Annotated in this window: 18 protein-coding genes; 5 read left to right on the top strand and 13 right to left on the bottom strand. The window is 48.4% G+C overall.

What is annotated here, in order from left to right:
- From I2I11_RS08015 to I2I11_RS08000, 4 genes are all read right to left on the bottom strand, one after another.
- The coding region (locus I2I11_RS08015) for a DUF6000 family protein (protein WP_230679966.1) at positions 1–704 on the bottom strand (704 nt) is incomplete at its 3' end.
- Positions 705–762: 58 nt separating this feature from the next.
- Positions 763–2,223, bottom strand: a complete 1,461-nt coding sequence (locus I2I11_RS08010) for a potassium/proton antiporter (RefSeq protein ID WP_196267155.1) — start codon at positions 2,221–2,223, stop codon at positions 763–765.
- A gap of 137 nt (positions 2,224–2,360) precedes the next feature.
- Positions 2,361–3,635 (bottom strand): kynureninase, encoded by a 1,275-nt coding sequence (gene kynU / locus I2I11_RS08005; RefSeq protein WP_196267154.1) that lies wholly within the window; start codon positions 3,633–3,635, stop codon positions 2,361–2,363.
- A 303-nt stretch (positions 3,636–3,938) separates the two neighbouring features.
- A complete protein-coding gene (locus I2I11_RS08000) occupies positions 3,939–4,478 on the bottom strand; it encodes a 3-hydroxyanthranilate 3,4-dioxygenase (RefSeq protein ID WP_196267153.1) in 540 nt (179 codons plus the stop codon).
- 155 nt (positions 4,479–4,633) lie between these two features.
- Between I2I11_RS08000 and I2I11_RS07995 the strand changes: the two genes are divergently transcribed.
- Positions 4,634–5,422 carry an SDR family oxidoreductase gene (locus I2I11_RS07995; RefSeq protein WP_196267152.1) on the top strand — a complete coding sequence of 263 codons (789 nt, stop codon included), beginning with the start codon at positions 4,634–4,636 and terminating at the stop codon, positions 5,420–5,422.
- A gap of 167 nt (positions 5,423–5,589) precedes the next feature.
- Here I2I11_RS07995 and I2I11_RS07990 read toward each other — a convergent pair whose 3' ends face one another.
- The gene (locus tag I2I11_RS07990; RefSeq protein ID WP_196267151.1) at positions 5,590–6,765 is read right to left on the bottom strand and encodes an MFS transporter; all 1,176 of its coding nucleotides are present in this window, start codon (positions 6,763–6,765) and stop codon (positions 5,590–5,592) included.
- Positions 6,766–7,168: 403 nt separating this feature from the next.
- Here I2I11_RS07990 and I2I11_RS07985 point away from each other — a divergent pair, with 403 nt between their 5' ends.
- Positions 7,169–9,058 carry a chloride channel protein gene (locus I2I11_RS07985; RefSeq protein WP_196267150.1) on the top strand — a complete coding sequence of 630 codons (1,890 nt, stop codon included), beginning with the start codon at positions 7,169–7,171 and terminating at the stop codon, positions 9,056–9,058.
- A 174-nt stretch (positions 9,059–9,232) separates the two neighbouring features.
- On the opposite strand, the gene I2I11_RS07980 is transcribed toward I2I11_RS07985, so the two are convergent.
- From I2I11_RS07980 to I2I11_RS07970, 3 genes are all read right to left on the bottom strand, one after another.
- Positions 9,233–11,470: a S9 family peptidase gene (locus tag I2I11_RS07980; protein WP_196267149.1), complete on the bottom strand. Its 2,238-nt coding sequence runs from the start codon at positions 11,468–11,470 to the stop codon at positions 9,233–9,235.
- A 240-nt stretch (positions 11,471–11,710) separates the two neighbouring features.
- Entirely contained in the window at positions 11,711–13,225 is a 1,515-nt protein-coding gene (locus tag I2I11_RS07975; RefSeq protein ID WP_196267148.1) for an OmpP1/FadL family transporter, read from the bottom strand.
- 18 nt (positions 13,226–13,243) lie between these two features.
- A complete protein-coding gene (locus tag I2I11_RS07970) occupies positions 13,244–14,515 on the bottom strand; it encodes a hypothetical protein (protein WP_196267147.1) in 1,272 nt (423 codons plus the stop codon).
- Between the two features lie 185 nt (positions 14,516–14,700).
- Here I2I11_RS07970 and proS point away from each other — a divergent pair, with 185 nt between their 5' ends.
- The 3 genes from proS (at position 14,701) to floA (ending at position 17,909) form a co-directional block, all read left to right on the top strand.
- A complete protein-coding gene (gene proS / locus I2I11_RS07965; RefSeq protein ID WP_196267146.1) occupies positions 14,701–16,179 on the top strand; it encodes a proline--tRNA ligase in 1,479 nt (492 codons plus the stop codon).
- A 254-nt stretch (positions 16,180–16,433) separates the two neighbouring features.
- Positions 16,434–16,907, top strand: coding sequence for an NfeD family protein (locus tag I2I11_RS07960; protein WP_196267145.1), 474 nt, complete (start codon positions 16,434–16,436; stop codon positions 16,905–16,907).
- Between the two features lie 12 nt (positions 16,908–16,919).
- Entirely contained in the window at positions 16,920–17,909 is a 990-nt protein-coding gene (gene floA, locus I2I11_RS07955) for a flotillin-like protein FloA (RefSeq protein WP_196267144.1), read from the top strand.
- A 457-nt stretch (positions 17,910–18,366) separates the two neighbouring features.
- Here the strand turns inward: floA and I2I11_RS07950 are convergent, their stop codons facing one another.
- The 5 genes from I2I11_RS07950 to I2I11_RS07930 form a co-directional block, all read right to left on the bottom strand.
- On the bottom strand, positions 18,367–19,092 hold the full coding sequence (locus I2I11_RS07950) for a methyltransferase family protein (protein ID WP_196267143.1): 726 nt from the start codon (positions 19,090–19,092) through the stop codon (positions 18,367–18,369).
- A complete protein-coding gene (cmoA, locus tag I2I11_RS07945) occupies positions 19,093–19,839 on the bottom strand; it encodes a carboxy-S-adenosyl-L-methionine synthase CmoA (RefSeq protein ID WP_196267142.1) in 747 nt (248 codons plus the stop codon).
- Between the two features lie 787 nt (positions 19,840–20,626).
- Positions 20,627–22,249 carry a tetratricopeptide repeat protein gene (locus I2I11_RS07940; RefSeq protein ID WP_196267141.1) on the bottom strand — a complete coding sequence of 541 codons (1,623 nt, stop codon included), beginning with the start codon at positions 22,247–22,249 and terminating at the stop codon, positions 20,627–20,629.
- Positions 22,249–22,629, bottom strand: a complete 381-nt coding sequence (locus tag I2I11_RS07935) for a hypothetical protein (RefSeq protein ID WP_196267140.1) — start codon at positions 22,627–22,629, stop codon at positions 22,249–22,251. The genes I2I11_RS07940 and I2I11_RS07935 overlap by 1 nt, the downstream gene beginning before the upstream one ends.
- A 148-nt stretch (positions 22,630–22,777) precedes the next feature.
- Positions 22,778–23,632, bottom strand: a complete 855-nt coding sequence (locus I2I11_RS07930) for a hypothetical protein (protein WP_196267139.1) — start codon at positions 23,630–23,632, stop codon at positions 22,778–22,780.
- Positions 23,633–23,656 lie beyond the last annotated feature (24 nt).

The following is a 23,656-nucleotide window of genomic DNA, read 5'->3' as shown; positions in this document are numbered from 1 at the left end:
TTCCATAAACTTATTGGTTTGGTCACCTCTAGTTTAGGCCGATTCCCGCTTTTTTCCAATTCAAAACATACTCTTAATGCTTTCATTTCTTTTTCGAACGAAACAATGGATTCATTTAAATCCCAAGAGTTCTTATTGCTTACAAAATTGGTCCAATTTGATAAATGTTTTTCTAACTCCTCTGAAGCATTTTGTTTGTCAAGGTAAGCTAAGGCTGCCATTGCATGGTTTTGTTCAAACCAAAGATCTTTTTGAGTTAAATAATAATCCAGATATTGATTTAGATAATTAAGAGACTTTTGGTCATTAAATTCTGCCAGAGTTAAGCAATATAGTTTTCCCGCGTAAGTAACCTCGCTTTTAAGAAGTAAAACTCCTATTGTATCTTCAAACTCTTTTAAGTTTTTGATAGTTGAAAAGAAAGCTCCTACGCTTCTTGTCCTCCAATTGAAATCGCCTAGAAGGGAATTTACTACCCATGCATCTATATCATCAAAAATAATTTCTAATTCTTTTTTTAAGAGTTCTATGTAAATTCTAATTGGACTAAGATTATTGTAAATTGGGAAAAGGAATTTCTGAATAAATTCCTTTTCAAGTGCTTTTTCGTTTTTGGGAGATTCTAAACTATTAAAAACCCCTTTGTGGACAACAGTTGCGCCAGCAACATGCAATTTGATTGCTTCCACTTTCTTATCTTCCATAATTTATACTCCCTTCTGCTTTCACTTTAATCTCATAACTCTCCTAATCTCTAACTCCCTAAACGCCCAGCACCTGGCTTACTTTCCCCAGTTCTTCCTCGTTGTCTGTCATTACCAGTAGCTTGTCGCCTGCTTCCAGCACGGTGGTACCGATGGGTGTTACAAATTTGCCTTGCCTGTCTATCAGCACAATCAGCGAGGTTTTGGGCAGTTGCAGTTCTACCAGCGACTTATGCACGGCATTACTTCCACCTTTCAGTCTTAGTTCCACGAGCATGTTTTTGGCATCATAGCCCATGTCCTCACCCACTTGAACCCTTTTGGGTGCGTTATCCTCCTCGCTCAGGTGCAGCCAGCCGGCCACTATTTTCAGGGTAGATCCCTGCAACATAATAGAGGTGAGCACGATAAAGAACACTATATTAAAAATCATATCTGATTTCTCAACACCAGCCAGCAGCGGATAAGTGGCAAACACAATCGGAACCGCACCGCGTAATCCTACCCACGACACGAAAACTTTGTCCTGCAGCGATGCCCTGAAAAACGACAACCCGATGAATACGCTAACAGGCCGTGCTACCAGCATCAGGAACAGTGAGATGAGCAGGCCGGCGCCTACAACCGGCAACATGTGCGACGGAAAAACCAGCAGGCCCAGCGTCAGGAACATCAGAATCTGCATCAGCCAGGCAATGCCGTCGTAGAATTTGGTAAGGCTGCGCTTGTGTATAAAGTTTTTGTTGCCCAGTATAACCGCTGCCACATACACCGCCAGAAAACCGTTGCCGCTGATGAGGTTGGTAAAGGCAAATGTAAACACCACCATCGCCAGTGTCAGGGCCGGATACAGCCCATCCTGCTCCAGCCTTATTTTATTGATTACCCAGGCCATGGCCCGCCCCATCACAAGGCCCATTACAGCGCCGATGCTCATCTGCAGGAAAAACATAGGTATGAGCTGCCAGATACTGGCGTCCTGGTTGGTCAGCAGGAACGTAAAACTGACTGTAAGAAAGTAAGCCATCGGGTCGTTGCTGCCGGATTCTAGTTCCAGTGTAGGCCCCAGGTTATGTTTCAGACCGATTTTATTGGAGCGAAGTATGGAGAACACGGCAGCCGCATCAGTAGAGGAAACAACAGAACCCAGCAGCAGTCCTTCCAGCAGCGTAAAATCCAGGATAAAGGTAGCGAACAGCCCCACCAGCCCCGCCGTAATCAGCACGCCCACCGTAGAGAGCACCAGGCCGCGCCCCAGGATTGGCCTGGTGCTTTCCCAGCGCGTATCGAGGCCGCCCGAGAAAAGTATAATCGTGAGCGCCAATGTGCCCAGCGACTGCGCCGTGCGTAAGTCATCGAAATAAATGCCGCCTATACCCTCCGAGCCCGCCAGCATGCCCACACCCAAAAAGAGCACCAACGCCGGAATACCAAACCGGCCCAGGCTCTTGCTGATCAGAATACTCAGGAAAAGAAGTATGGAAGAGGCAAGTAGTACATCTTCGATGGTAAAATTCATGTGCGCTGGTTTTTATGGAGACTATACCTCTGGTTTTATACTTCAGACAGATCCTATCTAAATGCATTATCTGAAAAACGGAGGAACTGCAATTCTGCTACCGCTCCGCTGGCTGCTATTCTAATTTTGTTTCTGCTTTAATGGCGCTGCAGGCATTGGTGCAGGATCTCAGAGAAGCGGTATACTTCCTCGAAGCTGTTGTACAAGGGCGTGGGCGCTACCCGGATTACGTTTGGTTCGCGGTAATCCACTATAATACCGGCCTCCATCAGCATATCGAACAGTTGGCGGGCGTTCTGCTTCACGAGCAGCGAAATCTGACAACCACGGGCCTGCGGATCGCGCGGGGTTATCATCTCCAGCAACTCTTCGCCTCCGGGCACGTCGTCTATCAGAAACGCCAGGTAGCCGGTCAGCTGTTCGCTTTTGGTGCGCAGGTTGTCCATACCCGCCTCACCAAACAGCTGCAATGCGGCGCGATGTACGGCCATAGGCAAAATCTGCCCGTTGCTCAGCTGCCAGCCCGGCGCACCTTCCATCGGCATAAAGCCTTTTTTCATTTTGAAACGCTCTTTGGCATCGTGCCCCCACCAGCCGGCAAAACGGGGTATATCCGGGTCGTTGGCGAAGCGCTCGTGCACATAAATGCCGGCCACGCCGCCCGGACCGGAGTTCAGGTATTTGTAGGTGCACCACACGGCAAAATCCACCTCCCAGTCGTGCAACTGCATGGGAATGTTCCCAGCCGCATGCGCCAAATCAAACCCAACGAAAGCGCCTGCCGCGTGCCCGGCTTTGGTAATCGCCTTCATATCGAACACCTGGCCGGTATAGTAGTTAATGCCGCCCATCATCACCAGCGCGAGCTCTTCGCCATGCGCTTTTATACTTGCCAGAATGTCTTCGGTGCGCAAGGTATGTTCGCCCTCGCGCGGAAAAAGCTCAACAATGGCCTCCTCGGGGTTATAGCCATGGAACCTGGTCTGTGACTCCAGGGCGTACTGATCTGATGGAAAAGCGCCCGCTTCGGTGATGATTTTAAACCGCCTGCCTGCCGGCCTGTAAAACGACACCAGCATCAAATGTAAATTTACAGTCAGTTGGTTCATGATCACCACCTCGTTGTCTTTGGCTCCTACCACGCGGGCAGCGCCGCCGGCCAGCAGCTCATGGTAATTAAACCACGGCTCCTCACCCTTAAAGTGTCCTTCCACCGCCATGTTGGCCCATTTATACATCTCGTTGTCGATGTACATCTGCGCCGATTTGGGCTGCAGCCCCAGCGAATTGCCGCAAAAGTAAATAGCGTCCTGCCTGTTTACCTGCGGAAAGTAAAACCGTTCTTTAAAATGATGCAGCGGGTCGTTCCGGTCCTGCTCCTGCGCAAAGGCAAGGGTGTTCTGGTAGTTCATTCTTGAATAGATGTGTTTATACTTAAGCTGCCTGCGCAACTATGGTTTTCCTGATTTTGCTAAGATAGAGAATTGGGTGGAGATTTTTCCGAGGCTCGCTGGCGCGGGCTTGCAGCCGGCGTGCCCTGCTATAAGCACAAAGGTAACTGGTGTGTTATAATGCCGACTACCAACAGCCTAATGCATGTGCAAGCCTTTTTACATACAGCGGAGTTCCGAAAACAGAAGTACGAACGGCAAACTTGCACCAGCCTCTCAGCTTCTGATCAATTTATACTTGCAGGAGCGACCAAGTATAAAACTTTACTTTACAGCCTCAACAGGCTTTGCCGGTGGTTGCATTACAGTGCCGCAGTTACTGCAGGTGCGGTGCTCCTCACTTTGCCAGAAATTGTTCATAATCACTGGCAGTTGCTTCACAATATCTGTTACCTCGGCATACTCTTCGTAGAGCTTGTTGCCACAGTTTTCGCAGAACCACAGAAAGCCGTCCAGTTCGCCTTCTTTGCGGTAGCGTTCCATTACCAGCCCAACGGTATTGGCCGGGCGCTGGGGTGAATGTGGCGTGCGGGCAGGCAGCAGGAATATTTCCCCTTCCCTGATCGGGATATCCACCGGTTTGCCATCCTCAATTACCTTCAGCACAATATCGCCTTCCAGCTGGTAAAAAAACTCTTCTCCTTCGTCGTAGTGATAATCTTTACGGGCATTGGGGCCACCTACTACCATCACAATAAAGTCGTCGTTGCCTTTGTATACCTGCTGGTTGCCTACCGGTGGTTTTAACAGGTGGCGGTTTTCGTCAATCCATTTCTTAAAATTAAAGGGTCGTTGTAGGGGCATGGTTTTACTGCGTTAGGTTGATATCCTGAAAGTACGAAAATTTGAGCAGGAATGATAGTTTAGGCTTGCACACGGCGCAAAAGTATAAGTATACTTTGATTAAAGGATGCATCCCCATTCATACTTATTCCGCCGTATTTGCGTAGATTTAAATCATGAATCTTGATCTCAGAAATAAGCAGGCCCTTGTTTGCGGCAGCACACAGGGCATCGGCAAAGCCGTAGCCATAGAACTGGCGCAACTCGGCGCCCATGTAACATTGGTAGCACGCAACGAAGAAAAGCTGCAGGAAGTAGCGCAACAACTGGATACCAGCCAGGGCCAGCAGCATGACTACCTGGCAGCTAATTTTGCCAAACCCGGAGAACTGGCGCAAAAGATACAGGCCTACGTACAGCAGCACCCCGAAGTACACATACTGGTCAACAACACCGGCGGACCGGCGGGTGGCCCCATTACAGAAGCCAGGCCGGAGGAATTTCTGAACGCGTTTAACATGCACCTGGTCAATAACCACCAGTTGGTGCTGGCGCTGCTGCCCGGCATGAAAAAAGCAGGATATGGCCGTATCATCAACATCATCAGTACCTCGGTGAAGGAGCCTATCGCAGGATTGGGCGTATCAAATACCACGCGGGGGGCGGTGGCGAGCTGGGCCAAAACCATGGCGAACGAGTTAGGTCCGTTCGGCATTACCGTAAACAACGTATTGCCGGGCTCTACCAAAACCGCACGTATTTATTCGCTCGTTGATAGCAGGGCGGAGAAGTCAGGGAAGAGCCCGGCCGAAGTACAACAGGGAATGGAAGCGGAAATTCCGGCCCGCCGTTTTGCCGAACCCGAAGAAGTGGCCGCCGCAGCCGCATTTTTAGCTACCCCTGCCGCAGCTTACATCAATGGCATCAATGTGCCGGTAGATGGTGGCAGAACGGGGTGTTTGTAGTTATATGCTGATCTTTTAGCAAAGTAATCCAACTACCCTTAACCTCTACCCGGCTCCTCCGTGATTTACGCACACTTTTCGGTGGCATGAAAAACTCCGGCGCAGGCCGCAAAGGGGTCTTTGAAGCCCTGGACTTCTTTACCGAACCGCAGAATGTTTGTGTAAAACTATGAGACCTCCTCCCTCCTCCTTGACCGTGAAAACTGCACGGCGGCAAAAGCAACGGCCACTCCGAAGGCGGTGCCTGCAAAAACGAACTCCACCCGGTTGCCGATGTGGTAAAAGTAGGTACCCACCAGCGGCCCGGCGCCCATCCCCAGAAAACGGAAGAAGTTGTAGATGCCGATGGCTGTGGCGCGGTTGTGCTGAAACTCGTTCGTCAGTAAAGTGGTCTGTACCGGCAGCGACAAGCCCAAGCACAGGCCAAAGAAAGAGATGCTGGCAATTAAAACTGCCAGCGAAACGGGTGCGGCCAGCACAAACAGCAGGGTAGCTGCCACATTTATACTTGCAGTAGTCAGCAGGAACTTCTTCGGCTCAAAATGTTCCTGAATACGGCCCCCGATGATGCTGCCCAGTACAACTGACAGCGCCAGCGGCAAAAAGACCAATCCATTCTGGCTGGGTGATAACTGGTAAAACAGCACCAGCAGCGATGGCAGGAACACCAGGAAGACATAGAAGGTAAAGTACTGCACAAAGCCCAGCACAATGATGGCTGCCCCTGTCGGCCTGGACAGGATATCAGAAAAATCGCGCAGCTTAAAGCGGTTGCCACTGAACGAGGCTGGTTTTGTTTCGGGCAGGTAAGTATAGTTTAAAGCCCACAGGATCAGCCCGGCGAAAGCCAGTACCCAGAACACGCCATGAAAGCCAAAATACTGCCCTACAAAACCGCCAATCACCGGGCCAACGGCCGGCCCCAGCGCTACCAGCATCTGGAAGGTACCCATGGCCCTGCCGCGTAGTTTACCTTCAAACAAATCACCGATTACGGTGGTGGCCACAACCGAACCAACCGCCATACCTGCCGCCTGCCACACCCTGAAAAACAGCAACAGGTAAACAGAACCCGACAAGGCAGCCCCTATAGATGCTGCGATATACAACAAAATACCCGGCAGCAGGATTTTGCGGCGGCCATGCGCATCTATCAATGGCCCATACACAATTTGCATGATAGCCAGCACAATGGTAAAAATGGAAATAGTCAGATTGACCATGTACTCCGAGGTATGGAACTGCTCCTGTACTTCGGGCAACAGCGGCGTGTATATGGATTGTGTAAAAGGTCCGAAAAATGCCGCGAAAGAAACCAGGTAGGTAATAAATTTCTTGTTCATGTAAGGATGCTGGTACGCAGGGAAAGTGGTGGTAAGCTTTATGAATTATGTCCGTGTTTAAACATTTAATATAGACAGGAGATTCCATACTTCAGTGCTTATACTTCAGCAGGCAGGTAAAGCGATCAACAAGGTATAACTTTTATAAGAATTCCCGTAAGTATAAGCGCCATGTACCAGCAGGGCCGTCCAGGTTGATTCCGTTTCATAAATACTTTATTTATAAGCCTATACAAACCCTGCCATACCTGCCCGAGAAGCTATCCTTTGCTAAAAGCGCCGCAACTTACTGTACTTTTAACTACCTTTGTGCCCGCAAGACAGGGAAACGCCCTGCCGCGCCATTGAATTCACCTGCATTTTACCAGCAGGCGTATTACTAAAAAGAAGCGTAACACTTAAAATGACAACCAAAAACTTAAACAACGGCATCCCTGTCGCCGTATCCCTGACACCCACCTTACAGGCTGAAAACATTGGTCCGAGAATAACACAGGACAAAAAAAGGCTGTTACTCATTTCTGCGCTGGCAGTTCTTACGGCGGCCTGTATCAGCCTTATCGCTAAATTCCTGATTTACCTGATTGATCTTATCAGCAACATTGCTTTTTTTGGCGAGTTCTCAATAGAGTACATGAACCCGGCCAATAATCATTTAGGCCTGTGGGTTATTGTGATACCAGCCATTGGCGGTGTAATTGTTGGCCTGATGGCGCTTTATGGCTCCAAGGCCATCCGGGGGCATGGTATTCCGGAGGCAATGGAACAGGTTTTAACAAATCAAAGCAAGATAAAGCCTGCGCTTACTTATCTTAAGCCATTGTCTTCTGCCGTAGCTATAGGTACAGGGGGCCCGTTTGGTGCGGAAGGTCCCATCATTGCCACAGGCGGTGCGCTGGGTTCTACCCTAGGTCAGTTATTGAAAATTACGCACAATGAGCGGAAGATTTTGCTGGCGGCAGGTGCCACCGCAGGTATGGCCGCCATTTTCGGCACTCCTATTGCCGGTATTTTCCTGGCTATTGAGTTGCTGCTGTTCGAGTTTTCGCCACGCTCCATTATTCCGGTAGCGCTGGCCTGTATAACAGGCGCTGCAGGACACCATCTGCTGTTTGAGTCTGGCCCGGTCTTTCCGATGGAAGAGATGATAGCAGTACCCAGCAATGTGGCGCTTGCCTGGTACAGCGCTATTGGTATCCTGATCGGTGTGCTGTCTGTGCTGACAACCAAAATCGTGTATTGGGTAGAGGATATGTTTGAAGAGCTGCCGATCCACTGGATGTGGTGGCCCGCGCTGGGTGGCCTGGCGGTAGGTATTATCGGCTATTTTGCACCGCGTACGTTGGGTGTAGGCTATAGCAACATCACCGATTTGCTTTCAGGCGACATGACCATGCAGATTGTGCTATCGCTGTGCATCTTTAAGTTTATCTCCTGGGCCATTGCGTTGGGTAGCGGCACCTCCGGCGGTACCCTGGCTCCTTTGCTGACCATTGGTGGTGCCATTGGCGCGCTGGTAGGCAGCATTATCCTTTACTTTTTCCCTGATTCGGGTATTACGCTTCCGCTCGCCGCTTTAATAGGTATGTCGGCTATGTTTGCCGGTGCCTCGCGCGCTTTGCTTACCTCTATTATTTTTGCCTTAGAGGCCACTTCCCAGTCTAACGCGCTGTTGCCGCTCCTGGCTTCCTGCTCTGCTTCGTACCTGGTTTCTTTCTTTGTAATGGAGAATACCATCATGACCGAAAAGATCGCCCGCAGAGGTGTGAAAACACCGCATTCGTATGAGCCGGATATCCTGGAAAAGATCACGGTAGAGCAAATGGTGAATAAAAACGGCTTGGTATTGAGCGAGGACAACACCATTGAAGAAGTCCGGGAATGGCTGGAGAAGGAGCACGATTATAAAAGTAACTACTTTATCATTTCAAACGCCGCCGGTGAGTTCAAGGGCATTCTGAGCTCGTCTAACCTGTTCAGCAACCACCACAACCCGGAAAGCCAGATCGGCACCCTTGTAAAGCGGAAGCATATTTCTGTCGCCATTGATAACAGCCTGCGCACAGCCGTGGAAATGATGGCCAAGGAAAATATTGATGTCCTGCCGGTTGTGTCTCACGACAATAACAGCATCATCGGCATCTTATCTTACAAAGACATTATTGGTGCTTACAAGCACGGCATAGCCGATCATGTCGAGAACCAACCTAATATTTCATTTGGAAGAAGCGGGTTGAAAATACTGCTCCGCGGACAAAAGTTATTCACTTTCAGGAGAGCCAAGGGCGAATAACCCATATTACCAGCTTTCAGGTAAGCACAGGCATGCCGGTTTAGTGAATTTTATCCAGCAGATAAAAGATAGAATAAGCTTTCCAAGTTACCGTTTCGTTTCTACTTCTCTGTATCTGAAAACAAAAAGGCTCACCATAACCGGTGAGCCTTTTATACTTTATACTTGCTATACTTACTGGTTCAGCGGCGCTTTCTCAGGGTGAATCAGGTGGTCTTCCAGGAAGTTGGTCATCATGGTGAAGCGGTGCAGCAAGGTGTTGCCGCCATAAATGCCATGGTTGCGGTTCGGGTAGTAGAAGCTGTCGAATTGCTTGTTGGCCGCAATCAGCGCATCTTCCATTTCCACGGAGTTCTGAAAGTGCACATTATCGTCGCCGGTACCATGAATCAACAACAGGTCGCCTTTCAGCTTGTCGGCAAACATGAGCGGAGAGTTCTGGTCATAACCTTCGGGGTTCTCCTGCGGTGTTTTCAGGTAACGTTCCGTGTAAATGCTGTCATAGAAGCGCCAGTTGGTAACGGGAGCTACCGAAATACCGGCACGGAACACGCCATCCCCTTTCGTTAACCCCAGCAAAGTCATATAGCCACCGAAACTGTGCCCCCAGATGCCGATGCGGTCTGCATCGACAAACGGTTGCTTGCCCAGCCACTTGGCCGCCTCAATCTGGTCCTGGATTTCATACTTGCCGAGGTTGGCATAAGTCAGCTTTTTGAAATCAGCACCGCGGGCGCCGGTGCCACGGTTATCCACGCTCACCACAATCAGGCCCTTGTCGGCCAGCACCTGGTACCATAAAAAATCGTTGCCGCCCCAGCTATCGGTTACGGTCTGTGAGCCCGGGCCGCCATACACAAACATCAGCACCGGGTACTTTTTGTTCGGGTCGAAGTCGGTTGGTTTTATCATCCAACCGTTCAGTTTGGTTCCATCGGCGGTGTTCATGGTAAAGAAGTCCTTCTGAGCAATATCGTACTGGGCAAGTTTCTCGCGCAGTTCTTCGTTGTCTTCCAGCACCTTTATCAGCTTACCGTCTTTGGCTGTGTGCAGGCTTACCACCAGTGGCGTATCGGCCGAAGTATAATAATCGAGGTAGTATTTAAAGTCGGGGCTCAGGTTGATGTTGTGTGTGCCCGGCTTTTCAGAGAGGCGCTTCTTATGCTTGCCCTTGCTGCTGATGCTGTACAGGTGGCGCTGCAACGGCGACACCTCCGTGGACATATAGTATAAACGGTTGTTTTTCTCGTCGTAACCCAAAAACTCGCTTACTTCCCAGTTGCCATCCGTAATCTGGCGCACCAGTTTGCCATCCATTTTGTAGAGGTACAGGTGGTTGTACCCGTCTTTTTCAGAAGAATGGATAAAATGCTTGCCATCCTGCAGGTAAGTCAAATCATCGGTTACATCGATGTAAGCTTTGTCGGTTTCGCGCAGCACCAGGTCGGTTTTGCCCGTGGTAGCGTTGGCATGCAGTATCTCCAGCGTATTTTGCAGGCGGTTCATTTTCTGGATAGACAACAGGTTCGGGTCCTGCGTCCATTTAATGCGCGGGATGTAAATGTCGGTTTCGGAGCCGGTGTCCATCTTCACGGTTTTGCCGTTGTTCAGGTTATACACCGATACTTTTACGGTAGAGTTTGCCTCGCCGGCTTTCGGGTATTTATACCTGTAATCCTGAGGGTACAGGTCGCCCCACATTTGCAGATTATACTCCGGCACTTTGGTTTCATCAAAAGTATAAAACGCTATTTTAGAGCCATCCGGCGCCCAGTGAAAACCCTGCGCAAAAGAAAATTCCTCTTCGTATACCCAATCAGAATAACCGTTAATGATGGAGTTGAGCTTGCCGTCGGTGGTAATCTGTGTTTCTTTCATGTTGCTCAGATCCACAAAAAACATGTTGTTGTCGCGGGCAAAGGCCACGCGTTTGCCATCCGGCGAGAACGTGGCATACAGCTGCTTGCCGCCGTTGCTTAGTTCAGTCAGTTTCTTCGTACTGATATCGTATACATAGAAGTTGGCTTTGGAAGAGCGGCGATAGATAGGCTCTGTTTCAGTAGCAAACAGCACCTTCTTCTCGTCGGAGCTGAAAGTATAATCATCGAACTGGATGGGTGTGTTGCTGCCTTCGGGTTTCAGGTCTTCGCCCTCGATAATGGTGCTGACAGGCTTGCCGGTGGTTACGTTATACTTAACAATGTCGTACACGCGGTTTTGCTCGTCCGGCACCATGGAGCTGTAGTACTGGCCGTCTTTCATCCAGTTTACGCCATACACCGATTCTGCCCGGAAAGCACCGTTTTTGTAAATGTCTTCCAGGGTGATGTCTTTTTTCTGCTGCGCCTGCGCCACCAAAGCGAAGCACAGGAGTACGGCAGCCAAAAGGTTTGTTTTTAATTTGATATGCATGTGATAAGGTTAATTTTAGTTTAACACCCCAAGTTAGTTGAATATTACCGTTTCGCCATAGTAGACAGCCAAAACCATACCTGCCTCATTTGCCTGCACCGGCAGTTTTTTAAATGGATTTTACCTGATGCGCCTTCTGTCTCAGAAATTCTGTTCTCTGCAATAGCTGCAAAATGGCATAGTATAAAATCAAAACGGCAGCCCTGCAAAGGGCTGCCGTTTTGATTTTATACATCGGTTCTAGAAATTGTAGCCTAGCGTAAGCATCACCGTATTTTGCTGCTGGTCAATGTCTACTACAGGCTCCTCGCCGCTAGCCAGGATATAAGGCGAGTAGCGGGTGCTGCCATTGCTGCTCACGTAGGCGGCATCGAGGTAATACTTCTGCAGCCTGATACCTGCCCCTAAACTATAGCTTTTTATTGTACCGTCGAAAGCTGCGTTGCGGTATGGATCGCCACTTACAGCATAGCCTGCACGAATCCTGAACGCATTGTAGCGGCCTTCTGCGCCAAAGCTGTAGTTGATGGCTGACTTATAGGTATCTGAAATGGTACTGTTTACATCGCTGAAGTAGTTGCCACTGCTGCCAAATTCATCTGCCTCCTCGCTGAAACGGGCTCCGCTATAATCCACATACTCAATGTCCGCTGTCAGGAATCCATACTTGTTAAGGAACACGGCCACGCCGCCATTTGCCCGGAAAGGTGTGGTGAGGCGGTAAGAAAACTGTCCGGGCATTTCAGAAGCGCTTTCAGTCGGTCCATCGTCGTAAGAAGCATACAGGGAGCGTTGATAATCATCTGTAAGGCTATAAGCGGTAGGCGTCTGGATGCTGGCGCCAATACGGACAGCGTCAACAGGCCTGAAAATAGCGCCAATGCGCAGGTTTACGCCTGCTCCTCTCGTCGTAAATTCATCGCGTAGTTCCAGACCTGTAAAGGCTGTGGAATCGCTAAACTCACTTTCGCGGTAAATGCTCTCCTGCGTAAAGTTGGATGTTACAACCCCCAGCGAAGCGCCTAAGTATAATTTATCGCGGTAGCTGGTACCCACCCCGATATCGAACTGGCTCTGGGAGCCACTGCGCCTGATTTCTTCCTCCTGGTCGATGCTTCCGTAGCGGGTGAGCGGCACCACAAATTCAGTCCCATCCGGGTCTTCTGCCACATCAATCAGATAAGTACCGAAAGCCAGTCCCTCCAGCGAGTTGAAGCCATCCGTAAATTCCTGATTCAGATCATCCAGGGTGCGGCCTTTGGCATTTGCCTGATCAGCAAAATATTCTACAATAGTAGGCGTGGTTTCGTCGGTAGTGTTCTGGTAGTAGAGTTGCTGGTTAAAGTTGTTCAGCCTGCTGAGGCTTATTCCCAGGTTCAGGCCACGCCAGTCGCCGGCTTCTTCGTCGCCTTTGCGGTTGCTGAGCACCAAGCCCGCCTGCGGAATGGTAACCATGTTTTTATCCTCTGAAAGCGTAAAGCCGTTGATGTGGGTGGTGGTGCTGTTCAGTTGCAATGCGGGGCTGATGCTAAATTCAGAGCGGCGGAACATCCCCAGGCCGGCAGGGTTAGCCGACATGGATGAAATATCTGCGCCGAGGGCTGTTTGCGCACCTCCTATACCTTGTATCCGGGCAGAGCCGGTAACTCCCAGGCGCGAATAACGGAGGGCATCTACTTCATTCTGGGCAAAAGCGGTTCCGCTCCAGCCCAGCAAAAGTGCCAGGCTGGCCGAAAATATCTTATATAACTTCATGTGGTTTTTAGGGTTGATTTAGTTTCCTCTTCCTCTTGATGGCCGGCCACCGCTATTACTACCACTGCTTGCCGGCGATGGAGAACTGCTGCGGCTGGGCTCGTAAGAACGAGTCGGGGCCGGGTTACTCTCGCGCTCGTAAGTGCGGCTTGGACGGGTTTCGTAAGTGCGCGTTTCGCGCTGCACGGGCTGCTGGCGTTGTACAGGCTGTGATCTGCGCTCACGTGCCGGAGCAGGCGTATACTCGCGGGTGCGCGGGCGTGGTGTTTGTTGTGCCGGTTGTGCCTGCTGGCGCTGCTCCTGGCTTCTTTCGGCAGGGGCGGCTCTGCGCGACGGACGGCTTTCGCTACCGCGTGCATCGTAATAGCTGTTGCGGCTCGGCCTTGTTGGCAAGGCTTCTTTTGCCTCCGTCTCAGTGGCAGGGCTTACCACATCGCCGGCTGCATTGCCACGCGAAGACCTGTAAGTATTGCGGCTTCCGGCGCTCTGTTGTTGCTGGCGGTCGCTGATGCTGTTGCCACGGGCGGGCCTGCCGCTCACGCGCTCTGTATTATCCGTTACCACGCTGCCACGCGATTCGCGCGGGCCATACTGTACTTTAACAGGTTTACCAATTACGATTGGCCGCTCATAGTAGGCATATGGGTTACGGGCATAATAACCATTGTACAATCCGCCGTAATAACCGTTATAGAAGTTGTTATGCGGATACCACGAACTGTAATAAGGACGGCGGCCCCAGCCGTTACCCCAGCCCATATTATATCCGAGGCTGAAGCTTAAGCCACTGCCGTAAAAAGGTCTGTTAAAGTATGGGTCGTATCCGAATGAATCATAGAACGGATCGTAGGCATAAGCACTGTAAGAGCTATAAAAAGGATCGTAACTGTAAGAATTAAAAGCATTGTAGCGCGGCACATAAGCACTGCCCCAGTAAGGGTCTACAAAAGAATAATCAGGACGGTACCAGTTATCACGGGCATCATAGGTGCGGCCATCGTAGTACTCATCATCTGCATAGCTTTGCTGTCCGGTGGCATTGCCCGAATATTCCGGGTTCAGCACCTCTCCTTCAGCTAATGCCTCATTGGCACTTTCATTGTCTGCATAGTCAGCCTGATAACCCTGCTGCTCCGGTGCAGGCGCTTCAGGGCGAATATATTCAGTTTTGTCAGAAGCGCTATAGTACATGTCATCGTACTCCGTGGATTGCATTGCCACAGGGCTGCTGCAGCCCACCGCCAGCAGTGCAAGAACAGGGGCTATTGTTAAGATCGTATATTTTTTCATGGCCATGTTATAGTAAAAAACCTCTTATCAATAAAGATAAACACACAATAGCGCAAAACCTTATTAATTATAATATATTAACGTAATTTCGGGCAGAATTGATATGCTACTTTGTACTACTAAAGTAGCAAAATCTATTCCAAAAACATACTATTCAGGCATATATATAAAATTTAGCGAGAAAGATGAGCAAAGGCTTACCTAAAAGAAGCGAAGACTACTCGTTGTGGTACAATGAACTGGTGAAAAAAGCAGGGCTGGCTGAAAATTCGGCTGTGCGCGGCTGCATGGTCATTAAACCTTACGGGTTCGCTATCTGGGAAAAAATGCAGCGCGTGCTGGATGATATGTTTAAAGCTACCGGCCACTCCAATGCTTACTTCCCCCTGTTTGTTCCCAAAAGCTTATTTGAAGCCGAAGAGCAGAACGCCGAAGGTTTTGCCAAAGAATGTGCCGTGGTAACACACTACCGCCTGCAAACAGACCCGGAGAATCCCGGCAAACTGCGCGTGGACCCTGCAGCCAGGCTCGAGGAAGAACTTATTGTGCGCCCTACCTCAGAAGCCATTATATGGAGCACTTACAAAAACTGGATTCAAAGCTACCGCGACCTGCCCCTGCTGATAAACCAGTGGGCCAACGTGGTACGCTGGGAAATGCGCACGCGCCTGTTCCTGCGCACAGCGGAGTTTTTGTGGCAGGAAGGACATACCGCCCATGCCTCTGCCGAAGAAGCCATTGCCGAAACAAAGCAGATGATGGAAGTATACGCCACGTTTACAGAACAGTATATCGCCCTGCCGGTAATCAGGGGCGTAAAAACGCCAAGCGAGCGCTTTGCCGGTGCTTTGGATACTTATTGCATCGAAGGCTTAATGCAGGATGGCAAAGCCCTGCAGGCAGGCACCTCACACTTCCTGGGCCAGAACTTCGCCAAAGCTTTTGATGTAAAATTTGCGACCAAAGAAGGCGGCCTGGAGTATGTATGGGGCACCTCTTGGGGCGTGAGCACGCGCCTGATGGGGGCATTGGTGATGGCGCACTCTGATGACGAAGGCCTGGTGCTGCCGCCTAACCTCGCGCCGATACAGGTCGTGATTGTGCCGATTTACAAGGGCGAAGAGCAACTGGCGCAGATATCAGAAAAAGTGCTGCAACTGAAGCGCGAGCTGGAAGCCAAAGGCATCAGCGTGAAGTATGACGACCGCGATACCGAGCGCCCCGGCTTTAAGTTTGCCGAGTGGGAGCTGAAAGGTGTGCCGGTGCGCATTGCCATCGGTGGCCGCGACCTGGAAAACGGAACCGCCGAAGTAGCCCGCCGCGACACCAAAGAAAAAGGCACACAGCAATTCGCCGGCCTAACCGAATATATCCCGGCCCTGCTCAACGAAATGCAGCAGAATATCTACAACAAAGCCCTGGCTTTCCGTGAGGAGCATACCACCAAAGTAGATTCCTACACTGAGTTTAAAGAGGTGCTGGAAACCAAAGGCGGTTTTGTGCTGGCGCATTGGGATGGCACTGCCGAAACGGAAGAACGCATCAAGGAAGAAACAAAGGCCACCATCCGCTGCATCGCTATCAACACGCCCGAAGAAGAAGGCACTGACATGCTGACCGGCAAACCAAGCAGGCAGCGCGTATACTTTGCCAAGGCTTATTGATGTCGTTGATCGTTGTTCGGGAGCTGCGATAGTAACAGCTACATATAAAACGAGCGCCGCCTTCTGTATGGAAGGCGGCGCTTGTTTTTAAGGGCTTATACATTCCTTGTTTCTGCCGTACATGTGAAAGGAAATTCCTCAATCACTTTGGATGGCTTCTCAGACAAGAATTGCCCAAGGCCGCGAATTCGTAATTCGTAATTCGTAATTCGTAATTCTAAATCATTATATTTACCTGGAAGCAAAGGCACGTTATGCTGTTAGACTGGATTACGGTTATCGTTTTAATTGGCATTGGGTTGCTGCTCATTATTGTGGAGCTGGTATTTGTGCCGGGCACCACGGTGGTGGGCGTGCTGGGCTTTGTGCTGACAGCAATCGGCGTCTGGATCGGGTATAGTACGCTAGGCACCAACACCGGCCATGTGATACTGGCTTCCGCTGTCTTAATTGGCGGTCTTGCTTTCTTTTATAGTTTCAGGGCTGACAGCTGGTCGCGCTTTGCACTGAAAGAGCAGAACCGCGGACGCGTAAACGAAGATTATCAGCATGCCTTAGTTGTTGGCGAAGAAGGCAAGGCCGTTTCAGCGCTGCGCCCGCAAGGCACCGCCCTGTTTGGCGACCACCACCACGAAGTACAGACGCAGGGCGAGTTTGTTTCATCCAATACCGCTATCCGCATCATCAAGCTAAACCAGAATAAAATTATAGTAGAAGCAATCAGCTAACACAACACCCTGATGGAAAATCTTTCGTTGATTTTGATTATTGCAGGCGGCATTGTGCTGCTGCTTGTCTTTTTATACTTCTTCCCGATTAGCCTCTGGATAACGGCCCTGTTTTCGGGTGTTCGTATCAGCCTGCTGGAGCTGGTGTTTATGCGCATCCGCAAGGTGCCGCCAAGCCTTATCGTCAACTCCATGATTACGGCTACCAAGGCAGGCATACCCATCACTTCCGTAGATCTGGAAACGCACTACCTGGCGGGCGGCAACGTGCCCAGGGTTATCAAAGCGCTGATTTCTGCCGATAAAGCCAATATCCCGCTGTCCTTTAAACAGGCTACTGCCATCGACCTGGCCGGCCGCGATGTATTTGAGGCTGTTACGACGTCTGTGAACCCCAAAGTAATTAACACGCCAAACGTAGCGGCGGTGGCACAGGATGGTATTCAGCTGATTGCCAAGGCACGGGTTACGGTGCGCGCCAACATTATGCAACTGGTGGGCGGCGCCGGCGAAGAAACCATACTTGCCCGCGTAGGCGAAGGCATCGTTACGTCTATCGGTTCTTCTATTTCGCACAAGGTGGTGCTCGAGAACCCGGATATTATCTCGAAGCTGGTCCTGCAAAAAGGCCTTGATGCGGGCACTGCTTTCGAAATCCTGTCTATTGACATTGCGGATGTAGACATTGGCGAAAACATCGGCGCCAAGCTGCAAATCGATCAGGCCAATGCCGATTTGAAAGTAGCAGAGGCCAAAGCCGAAGAGCGCCGCGCCATGGCCGTAGCCGTGGAACAGGAAATGAAAGCAAAAGCGCAGGAAGCCCGCGCCAACGTAATCCAGGCCGAGGTAGACATTCCGCAGGCTATTGCGGCTTCCTTCCGCAGCGGCAACCTGGGCATTATGGATTATTACCGCATGCAGAACATCCAGTCCGACACCGACATGCGCAATTCCATTGCCAGTCCCGGCCAGCAAAGCGGCCCGGCTAAGCCAAGAGAGTAAATATCTATAGTAACTCAGGTTGAGATTTACAGCATCGGATTATCTATTATCTGATGCTGGGAACCCACCCCTAGCCCCTCCCGGGAGAGTAATTAAGATTCCCCTCCTGGGAGCTCAACTTGTAGGGAAAAAGAAATTATATTTGCTGGTGCGAGCTTGCAGCTCGCACCTCCGCTTTTCGGCTATACAGTGGTGCCAGAATTGCTCCCCATGATGAAAAAAGGTACGAGCTGCAAGCTCGCACCAGCATAAAAAATAAAACCTGAAGGGCGGCTGTAGCGGTTTACTATTTTTCCCTACAAGAGGAGCCTTGGAGGGGGTTACATTTCAACACTGCTGGTAAATCGCAGCTTGAACCATAAAGTAAGAGCGGCCATACCTGCTAAAGGTATGGCCGCTCTTACTTTGCAGGCTTGTTATAAATAATCTTAAAACAAGCACAAATGGTACGGCTATACTATGCCGCTACCCACTTGCCTGACTTCTTTAAATACCTCACAGCAACATAAAGTATAGCCAGCAGGCCAATGATTACAGCCAGCAGCGTGTTTCTTAACGATGTGTCATAATCTGTGAGCTCGGGATACTTCAGAAAGAGAATAAGCGTAATACCAAGCAGCCAGACAAACTGAGTGTTGTACTCTTTCAGAATCCAGCGGCTAGCCTTAAAATTCATCTGGCTGAAAGTGGTGCCTAACCCTCTCGGATCTATCAGCCAGCGGTTCACCCGCGAACAATACGCATCAAACTGGGCGCCAAATTTACCGCGCAGAAAGTTCTCCTCAGCCAGCACAATAGCTTGGTAAATGAACAGGAACAAGGGAATAAACACGGCAACATATATCAGGGAATTCGACAGAATGCCTACACCCGCCAGCATCAGCACATTGCCCACGTACAGCGGATTACGGCAATGGTTAAAGATGCCTTGTGTTACCAGTTCTTCGGCATACACCTGCTTGTCTTTGCCACCCCTGATGATGTAGGCCAGGCCAATGGTTGCTCCCCGGATAAGCTGTCCTGAAACTGTTACAACCAATCCGATGATGATGGGCCAGAGGTAGTAGTTTTCGCCAAATCTTTCACGCGTGAAGATATCCGGAGAAGGTATAAAAAGAGCCAGGTACAGGAAAATGAAAAGAAAATTTCTGTATTTGAAGAAGAAGTTGCCGATAGTAATCATTTATTTTTTGATTGCGATGATGCCTGTGAAATTATACCATTTAAAGAACGTTTCGCAGGACGAAAAGCCTACTTCCCTTAACAGGTGTATGTTCTCGCTGAGCTTATACGGGATAAGCACGTTTTCCAATGCTTCCCGCTTCTGCGAGATTTCCATTTCGCTGTAGTGGTTCCTTCGCTTATAATTGTAGTAGTACTTGATAAAGTCCCTGTTGAAAACACTGTCTTCAGTAATAATCTTTTCCACCAGAATCAGTACGCCATTGGGTGCCAGGCCGTTTACGATGGTTTTCAGCAGCCTTTCGCGGTAAATGGGCCGGATAAACTGCAGGGTAAGGCACAGCACCACCACAGAGGCATTTTGTACGTCAGCGCCCTGCTGTATATCGGCGGCAATCAGCTCATACGGTCTTACAAAACCGGCTTCTTTCAGTTTCATATCACATTTCTGCAGCATTTCCGTGGAGTCGTCGATGCCCACAAACCTGATGTCGGGCGGAATCATGGTGTCCATCCCAATCATAGTGGTGCCGGTAGAGCATCCCAGGTCGTATACATTGGTGCCTTCCTGGGCATGGTCTGCGGCCAGTTCTGCCACCATCCGCTGAATTTCTCCATAAAAAGGAACAGAGCGATTCACCATGTCGTCGAACACGCCGGCCACTTTAGCACTGAACTTGAAATCGGACGCTTGTTTTATTTCTTCCTTGAAGACCTCATCAGCCTCCTTGTTTACCTTTTCGGACATATAGATTTTAGTTTTAGCAACTGTTTTATGCACCTTGCCTTACACCAGACAAGTATTTCCGATTTAGAAAATAAATTATAGTAATACAAGATCCTCTTCTGAATTTATACTATGGTATGAATTCATACTTGTGGTGATTGCCTGCAAAGGTAGCCTTTCAAGGTCATTCCCTTACGTATACTTTCGCTTATACACGAGTACCAAACCCGGAGCAACCGGGCTGTTCCTTATCCTAACCATAGGAACCATTCTACTCGTCAGCTTCGCCTATATAGTAATGGTAGTGTATGATATTCCTGTCAGAAAGTACTTAAACCGGAAAAAGCAGCGGGGGGTTAGACTCTAGTGCTTTTAAATTTAGTTGTATTTACGGGGCTATATAAGCGATGCTTCAGTTGTTTCTTCTCCCTATAAAAATATCAGCAGAAAGAGCAGGTGCCATAATAATACAATAGGGGTTTATACAGAAACGTAAGCCTCTATTGCATTTTACACCTAAGAAAGCTCTATCTTATATGCCCCGCTGTTGTGAAATGAAGCTCCCGGCGCTGGCTAAGAAACGATAAAGTTATACTTGCTTTATACAAAACAGCCTACTGCAACTATTGTGGTGGGCGGTTGTTGTGTTTATATTTAACAGTGGCTTTAATATATTTGGAAGCTCTTTAGTAAAAAATAAAGCTACACCTATCCTCAATCTACTAAAGCAATATTTAGTTTACAGCGATCCTAATAGTTATTTAGGTCAATAGTAGAGTTGATACATTCTGTACTTTTGGCCTTTTTATTACTTGTTTATAATCTTATTTAGCTCATCTAAGATTATCATACCGTGTTGCCTATAAAACTGAACGACAAGTTTATTAATATCAGAAACGCCATTATCATGCTTACTAAACTCTTCATAGAATTTGGTGTACCAGTCATTGATAACTTTTGGAGCCTCTAATTCCCATTTTCCTATGATATTAGCCATTATTTGTAACCCTTGATTAGCAGACTCTATTTGCATAATAAAGGGAAAAATGTAATGAGCTGCTTGGCGAACCAAAGCCAAAGATAGATTCTTATTGGGCTTTTTCCTCTGGTAAAAAAGACTCATGTTTACCATTGTACCTGCAGAATCTAGCATAAAAGCATTTGGATTAATCATAACTAACTGTTGATTGATTTTAAAGGCTTCTATGTAAAGCTTTTCAGCCGCATCCAGCGCTGTGGTTTTCTCTGTTGCATTTTCTATTTGGCGAGCTAGACTGCTTAGTGTATTCGCTAAGTTTGGTAAGAATTGTTTATTGGAGCGGGTTAATCTTCTATAAATCTTTAAGGCTCTTGAGAAAGGTTCCCCAGCGTCTGCAGCCTTGTCTTGTAGCATTTTCGAATTGCCTATGTCATGCAGCATCGCTGCCATACCTGGTAGAAAATCCTTTGATAAGCCCCTATAAATATTTAAGGCTTCATCATAGGCCTCTTCTGCTGCTGTAAAGTCTCCCTTTTGTGAAAGTAAATTACCTAAGTTATGAAGTGCTTCTGCTAAGCCTGGGTGAAAAGTTTCTGGTAGTCTTCTATAATTTTCTATTGCTAATTTAAACGCCTTTTCTGCATCTATAAATTCCTGTGTCGAAGGATTACCCAATTTTGAGAGAGTAATACCCAATTCATTCGATATTAATGCAACATCCGGTAGGAATTCTTGGCTAGTGAGAGCTAAGGAGCTATAGATTATTGATGCTTCTATAAATAATGGCAATGCTTCCTGTAACTGATTATGTTGATACAAGAACCTTGCAAAGGCAGAAAGGTTTCTACCGTTACGTGCGGCAGATAAAGACCTTTGATAGTAATCCCTTGTCTTTTCGAAACGATCAAGAAGAGTAAAATCAATCGAGGTAAGATAAGCCTTTATGAGAAACTCGTTTGCTTTATCATTTAGCTTTACATCATTTTCGCTAATTGAATTAGATAACCTTTCTTTCTGCTTAAGAAGTGCGTTTAGCTCTTCATCCATCTTTTCAGCATCTAATATTGCTCTAGCCTCGTCAAGCTTTCCTGCTTCAAAGTGTTGATTTACAAGACGTAATCGTCCAGTCGTATTGTCTGAGAAGTGTTGGTACTCATCCAAAATCTTTTTAATCCCACTTATAAAATCATCTAATTCCTTTTGAATTTGAGTACGCTCAGAATCAACCTCAATTAATTTTGTTATAAAATATGAAACTTCAGGATGACTTCGTTTTTGTTCCTGTAATTTCTCAAACTCAATATTAAGCTTATCAAGTTTAATCTTGCGGCTTTCATACTCTGCAGAGGAATAGTAAATATTAGTAATATTGCCGCTGTTGTCTCCAAAGGTTACAGATCCATTTACATTAGAGATAGGAGCTTGATTAAAGTTTTTCCTATTGTCGTTCATTACGAGATAGTATTGTTATCACCGAAAGTCACATGCCCATTTATGTCTTTGATAGTACCTGTATTCACATTTTTACTGTTATTAACACTGTGAACTTCGCCTTTTGCATCCTTAACCAACTTTGCAAGTTCAGGCACTAACTTTCTGTTCTCAGCAAGAATATTCTCAAGTACAACTTCCAACCGCCCTTGTAAGCGCGTATCATTGGGCTTTGCCTGCAAATCTTCTAAATCTTTTTGTTTATTTTGAGAAGCAAATTTGTCTTTTAGCCAGATGAATAGGTTCTTACCCGCTTCTCCTGCAAAACCTTTTCCACCCTGTATAAGATAAGGGACTAAAGTTGCTACTGTACCTGATGCTAATGCTGCAATTTCAACCATATTGATTTCCTTATTTTATACAAGATATTAAGATATTCCAATACAAACAAGTACAATTATCCTACAACTCCTAGACCCATTTGAAACCAAAAACGCCTGCCCCGGCAAACCGGAAGCAGGCGTTTATACTTGGAGCTATACTTTATACTTAAGCCGCTGGCTTCAGCGTGAAGGTACGCTCTACACTGTTGAAGGGGCCAGGCAGCACGTTGCCGTTGTTGTCTACCAGCTCTAACTTTATGGTATTTTCGCCCATCGGCAGGCCTTCCATGATGTAAGGCAACCACCTGTCGAGCATAAACTCGGTGCCATTGATGGTGGCGCGCACTTTGTTGCCTTCCGGCGACAGCTCGGTATTTACCAGGTAGAAGTCCAGCATCACACGCGCTGTATCAGCGCCCGTATACTCGCCTTTGGGGCGGCTGTAAAACATGAGGGCAGCGCTTGTGTCAAAATCCAGGTGCTGTTGCGGGTTACCTACTGTTATAACGCGCAGATCGTAGGCTTCCGGATGCTTCAGGCTCTCGTGGTAAGAGCGCGACAGGAACGAAAGAATAACGTGCTCGCCCTCCGGCATCGCTTTTGAAAAAGTGGTATTATAGTGCGCGGTGTAGGGCTGGTTATCCACGATGTTATGAATGTGCTGCCCCTGCTTCGAGTTGGCCATGTGCTCCGCATGGGAGGCATCCGTCATCTGGGTAAGCTCGTAGTTTTGCAGCTCGTATACAAATTTTACCGAATCGCCTGTTACAGTACTTCCCGCAGCTGGTTCTACCAGCGTCAGCTGTGCATCCGGAAATTTGGGAGAATCATCAAAAGCATATACCCGCAAGCCATTCTTGCTCATCACCTCTCCGGCTGGTGTTGGAGCATTTGCAGTGCTGGCGGTAGCAGTAGAGTCCTGTGCGGTGGTGGCGTCCTGGTTTCCGGCCTGCTGATTGGAATTACAGGCTGTAAAGCCCAGCATCAGGGCCGAAGCCAGGAACAAATACGTTTTTTTCATCGAATTAGGATTTAGTTAGCAATG

Origin of the sequence: Pontibacter rufus (assembly GCF_015694705.1) — a bacterium.
GTDB classification, from domain to species: Bacteria; Bacteroidota; Bacteroidia; order Cytophagales; family Hymenobacteraceae; genus Pontibacter; species Pontibacter rufus.
This window is presented reverse-complemented; position numbering and strand designations above follow the sequence as displayed.

Excerpts from the sequence above, each read along its gene's own strand:
- cmoA (WP_196267142.1), bottom strand. The coding sequence starts at position 19,839 with ATGTCCGAAAAGGTAAACAAGGAGGCTGATGAGGTCTTCAAGGAAGAA.
- I2I11_RS07960 (WP_196267145.1), top strand. The coding sequence starts at position 16,434 with ATGCTGTTAGACTGGATTACGGTTATCGTTTTAATTGGCATTGGGTTG.
- I2I11_RS07940 (WP_196267141.1), bottom strand. The coding sequence starts at position 22,249 with ATGAACGACAATAGGAAAAACTTTAATCAAGCTCCTATCTCTAATGTA.
- I2I11_RS07975 (WP_196267148.1), bottom strand. The coding sequence starts at position 13,225 with ATGAAGTTATATAAGATATTTTCGGCCAGCCTGGCACTTTTGCTGGGC.
- I2I11_RS07935 (WP_196267140.1), bottom strand. The coding sequence starts at position 22,629 with ATGGTTGAAATTGCAGCATTAGCATCAGGTACAGTAGCAACTTTAGTC.
- I2I11_RS08000 (WP_196267153.1), bottom strand. The coding sequence starts at position 4,478 with ATGCCCCTACAACGACCCTTTAATTTTAAGAAATGGATTGACGAAAAC.
- I2I11_RS07930 (WP_196267139.1), bottom strand. The coding sequence starts at position 23,632 with ATGAAAAAAACGTATTTGTTCCTGGCTTCGGCCCTGATGCTGGGCTTT.
- I2I11_RS07995 (WP_196267152.1), top strand. The coding sequence starts at position 4,634 with ATGAATCTTGATCTCAGAAATAAGCAGGCCCTTGTTTGCGGCAGCACA.
- I2I11_RS07985 (WP_196267150.1), top strand. The coding sequence starts at position 7,169 with ATGACAACCAAAAACTTAAACAACGGCATCCCTGTCGCCGTATCCCTG.
- I2I11_RS07950 (WP_196267143.1), bottom strand. The coding sequence starts at position 19,092 with ATGATTACTATCGGCAACTTCTTCTTCAAATACAGAAATTTTCTTTTC.
- floA (WP_196267144.1), top strand. The coding sequence starts at position 16,920 with ATGGAAAATCTTTCGTTGATTTTGATTATTGCAGGCGGCATTGTGCTG.
- I2I11_RS07980 (WP_196267149.1), bottom strand. The coding sequence starts at position 11,470 with ATGCATATCAAATTAAAAACAAACCTTTTGGCTGCCGTACTCCTGTGC.
- proS (WP_196267146.1), top strand. The coding sequence starts at position 14,701 with ATGAGCAAAGGCTTACCTAAAAGAAGCGAAGACTACTCGTTGTGGTAC.
- I2I11_RS08010 (WP_196267155.1), bottom strand. The coding sequence starts at position 2,223 with ATGAATTTTACCATCGAAGATGTACTACTTGCCTCTTCCATACTTCTT.
- I2I11_RS07970 (WP_196267147.1), bottom strand. The coding sequence starts at position 14,515 with ATGAAAAAATATACGATCTTAACAATAGCCCCTGTTCTTGCACTGCTG.
- kynU (WP_196267154.1), bottom strand. The coding sequence starts at position 3,635 with ATGAACTACCAGAACACCCTTGCCTTTGCGCAGGAGCAGGACCGGAAC.
- I2I11_RS07990 (WP_196267151.1), bottom strand. The coding sequence starts at position 6,765 with ATGAACAAGAAATTTATTACCTACCTGGTTTCTTTCGCGGCATTTTTC.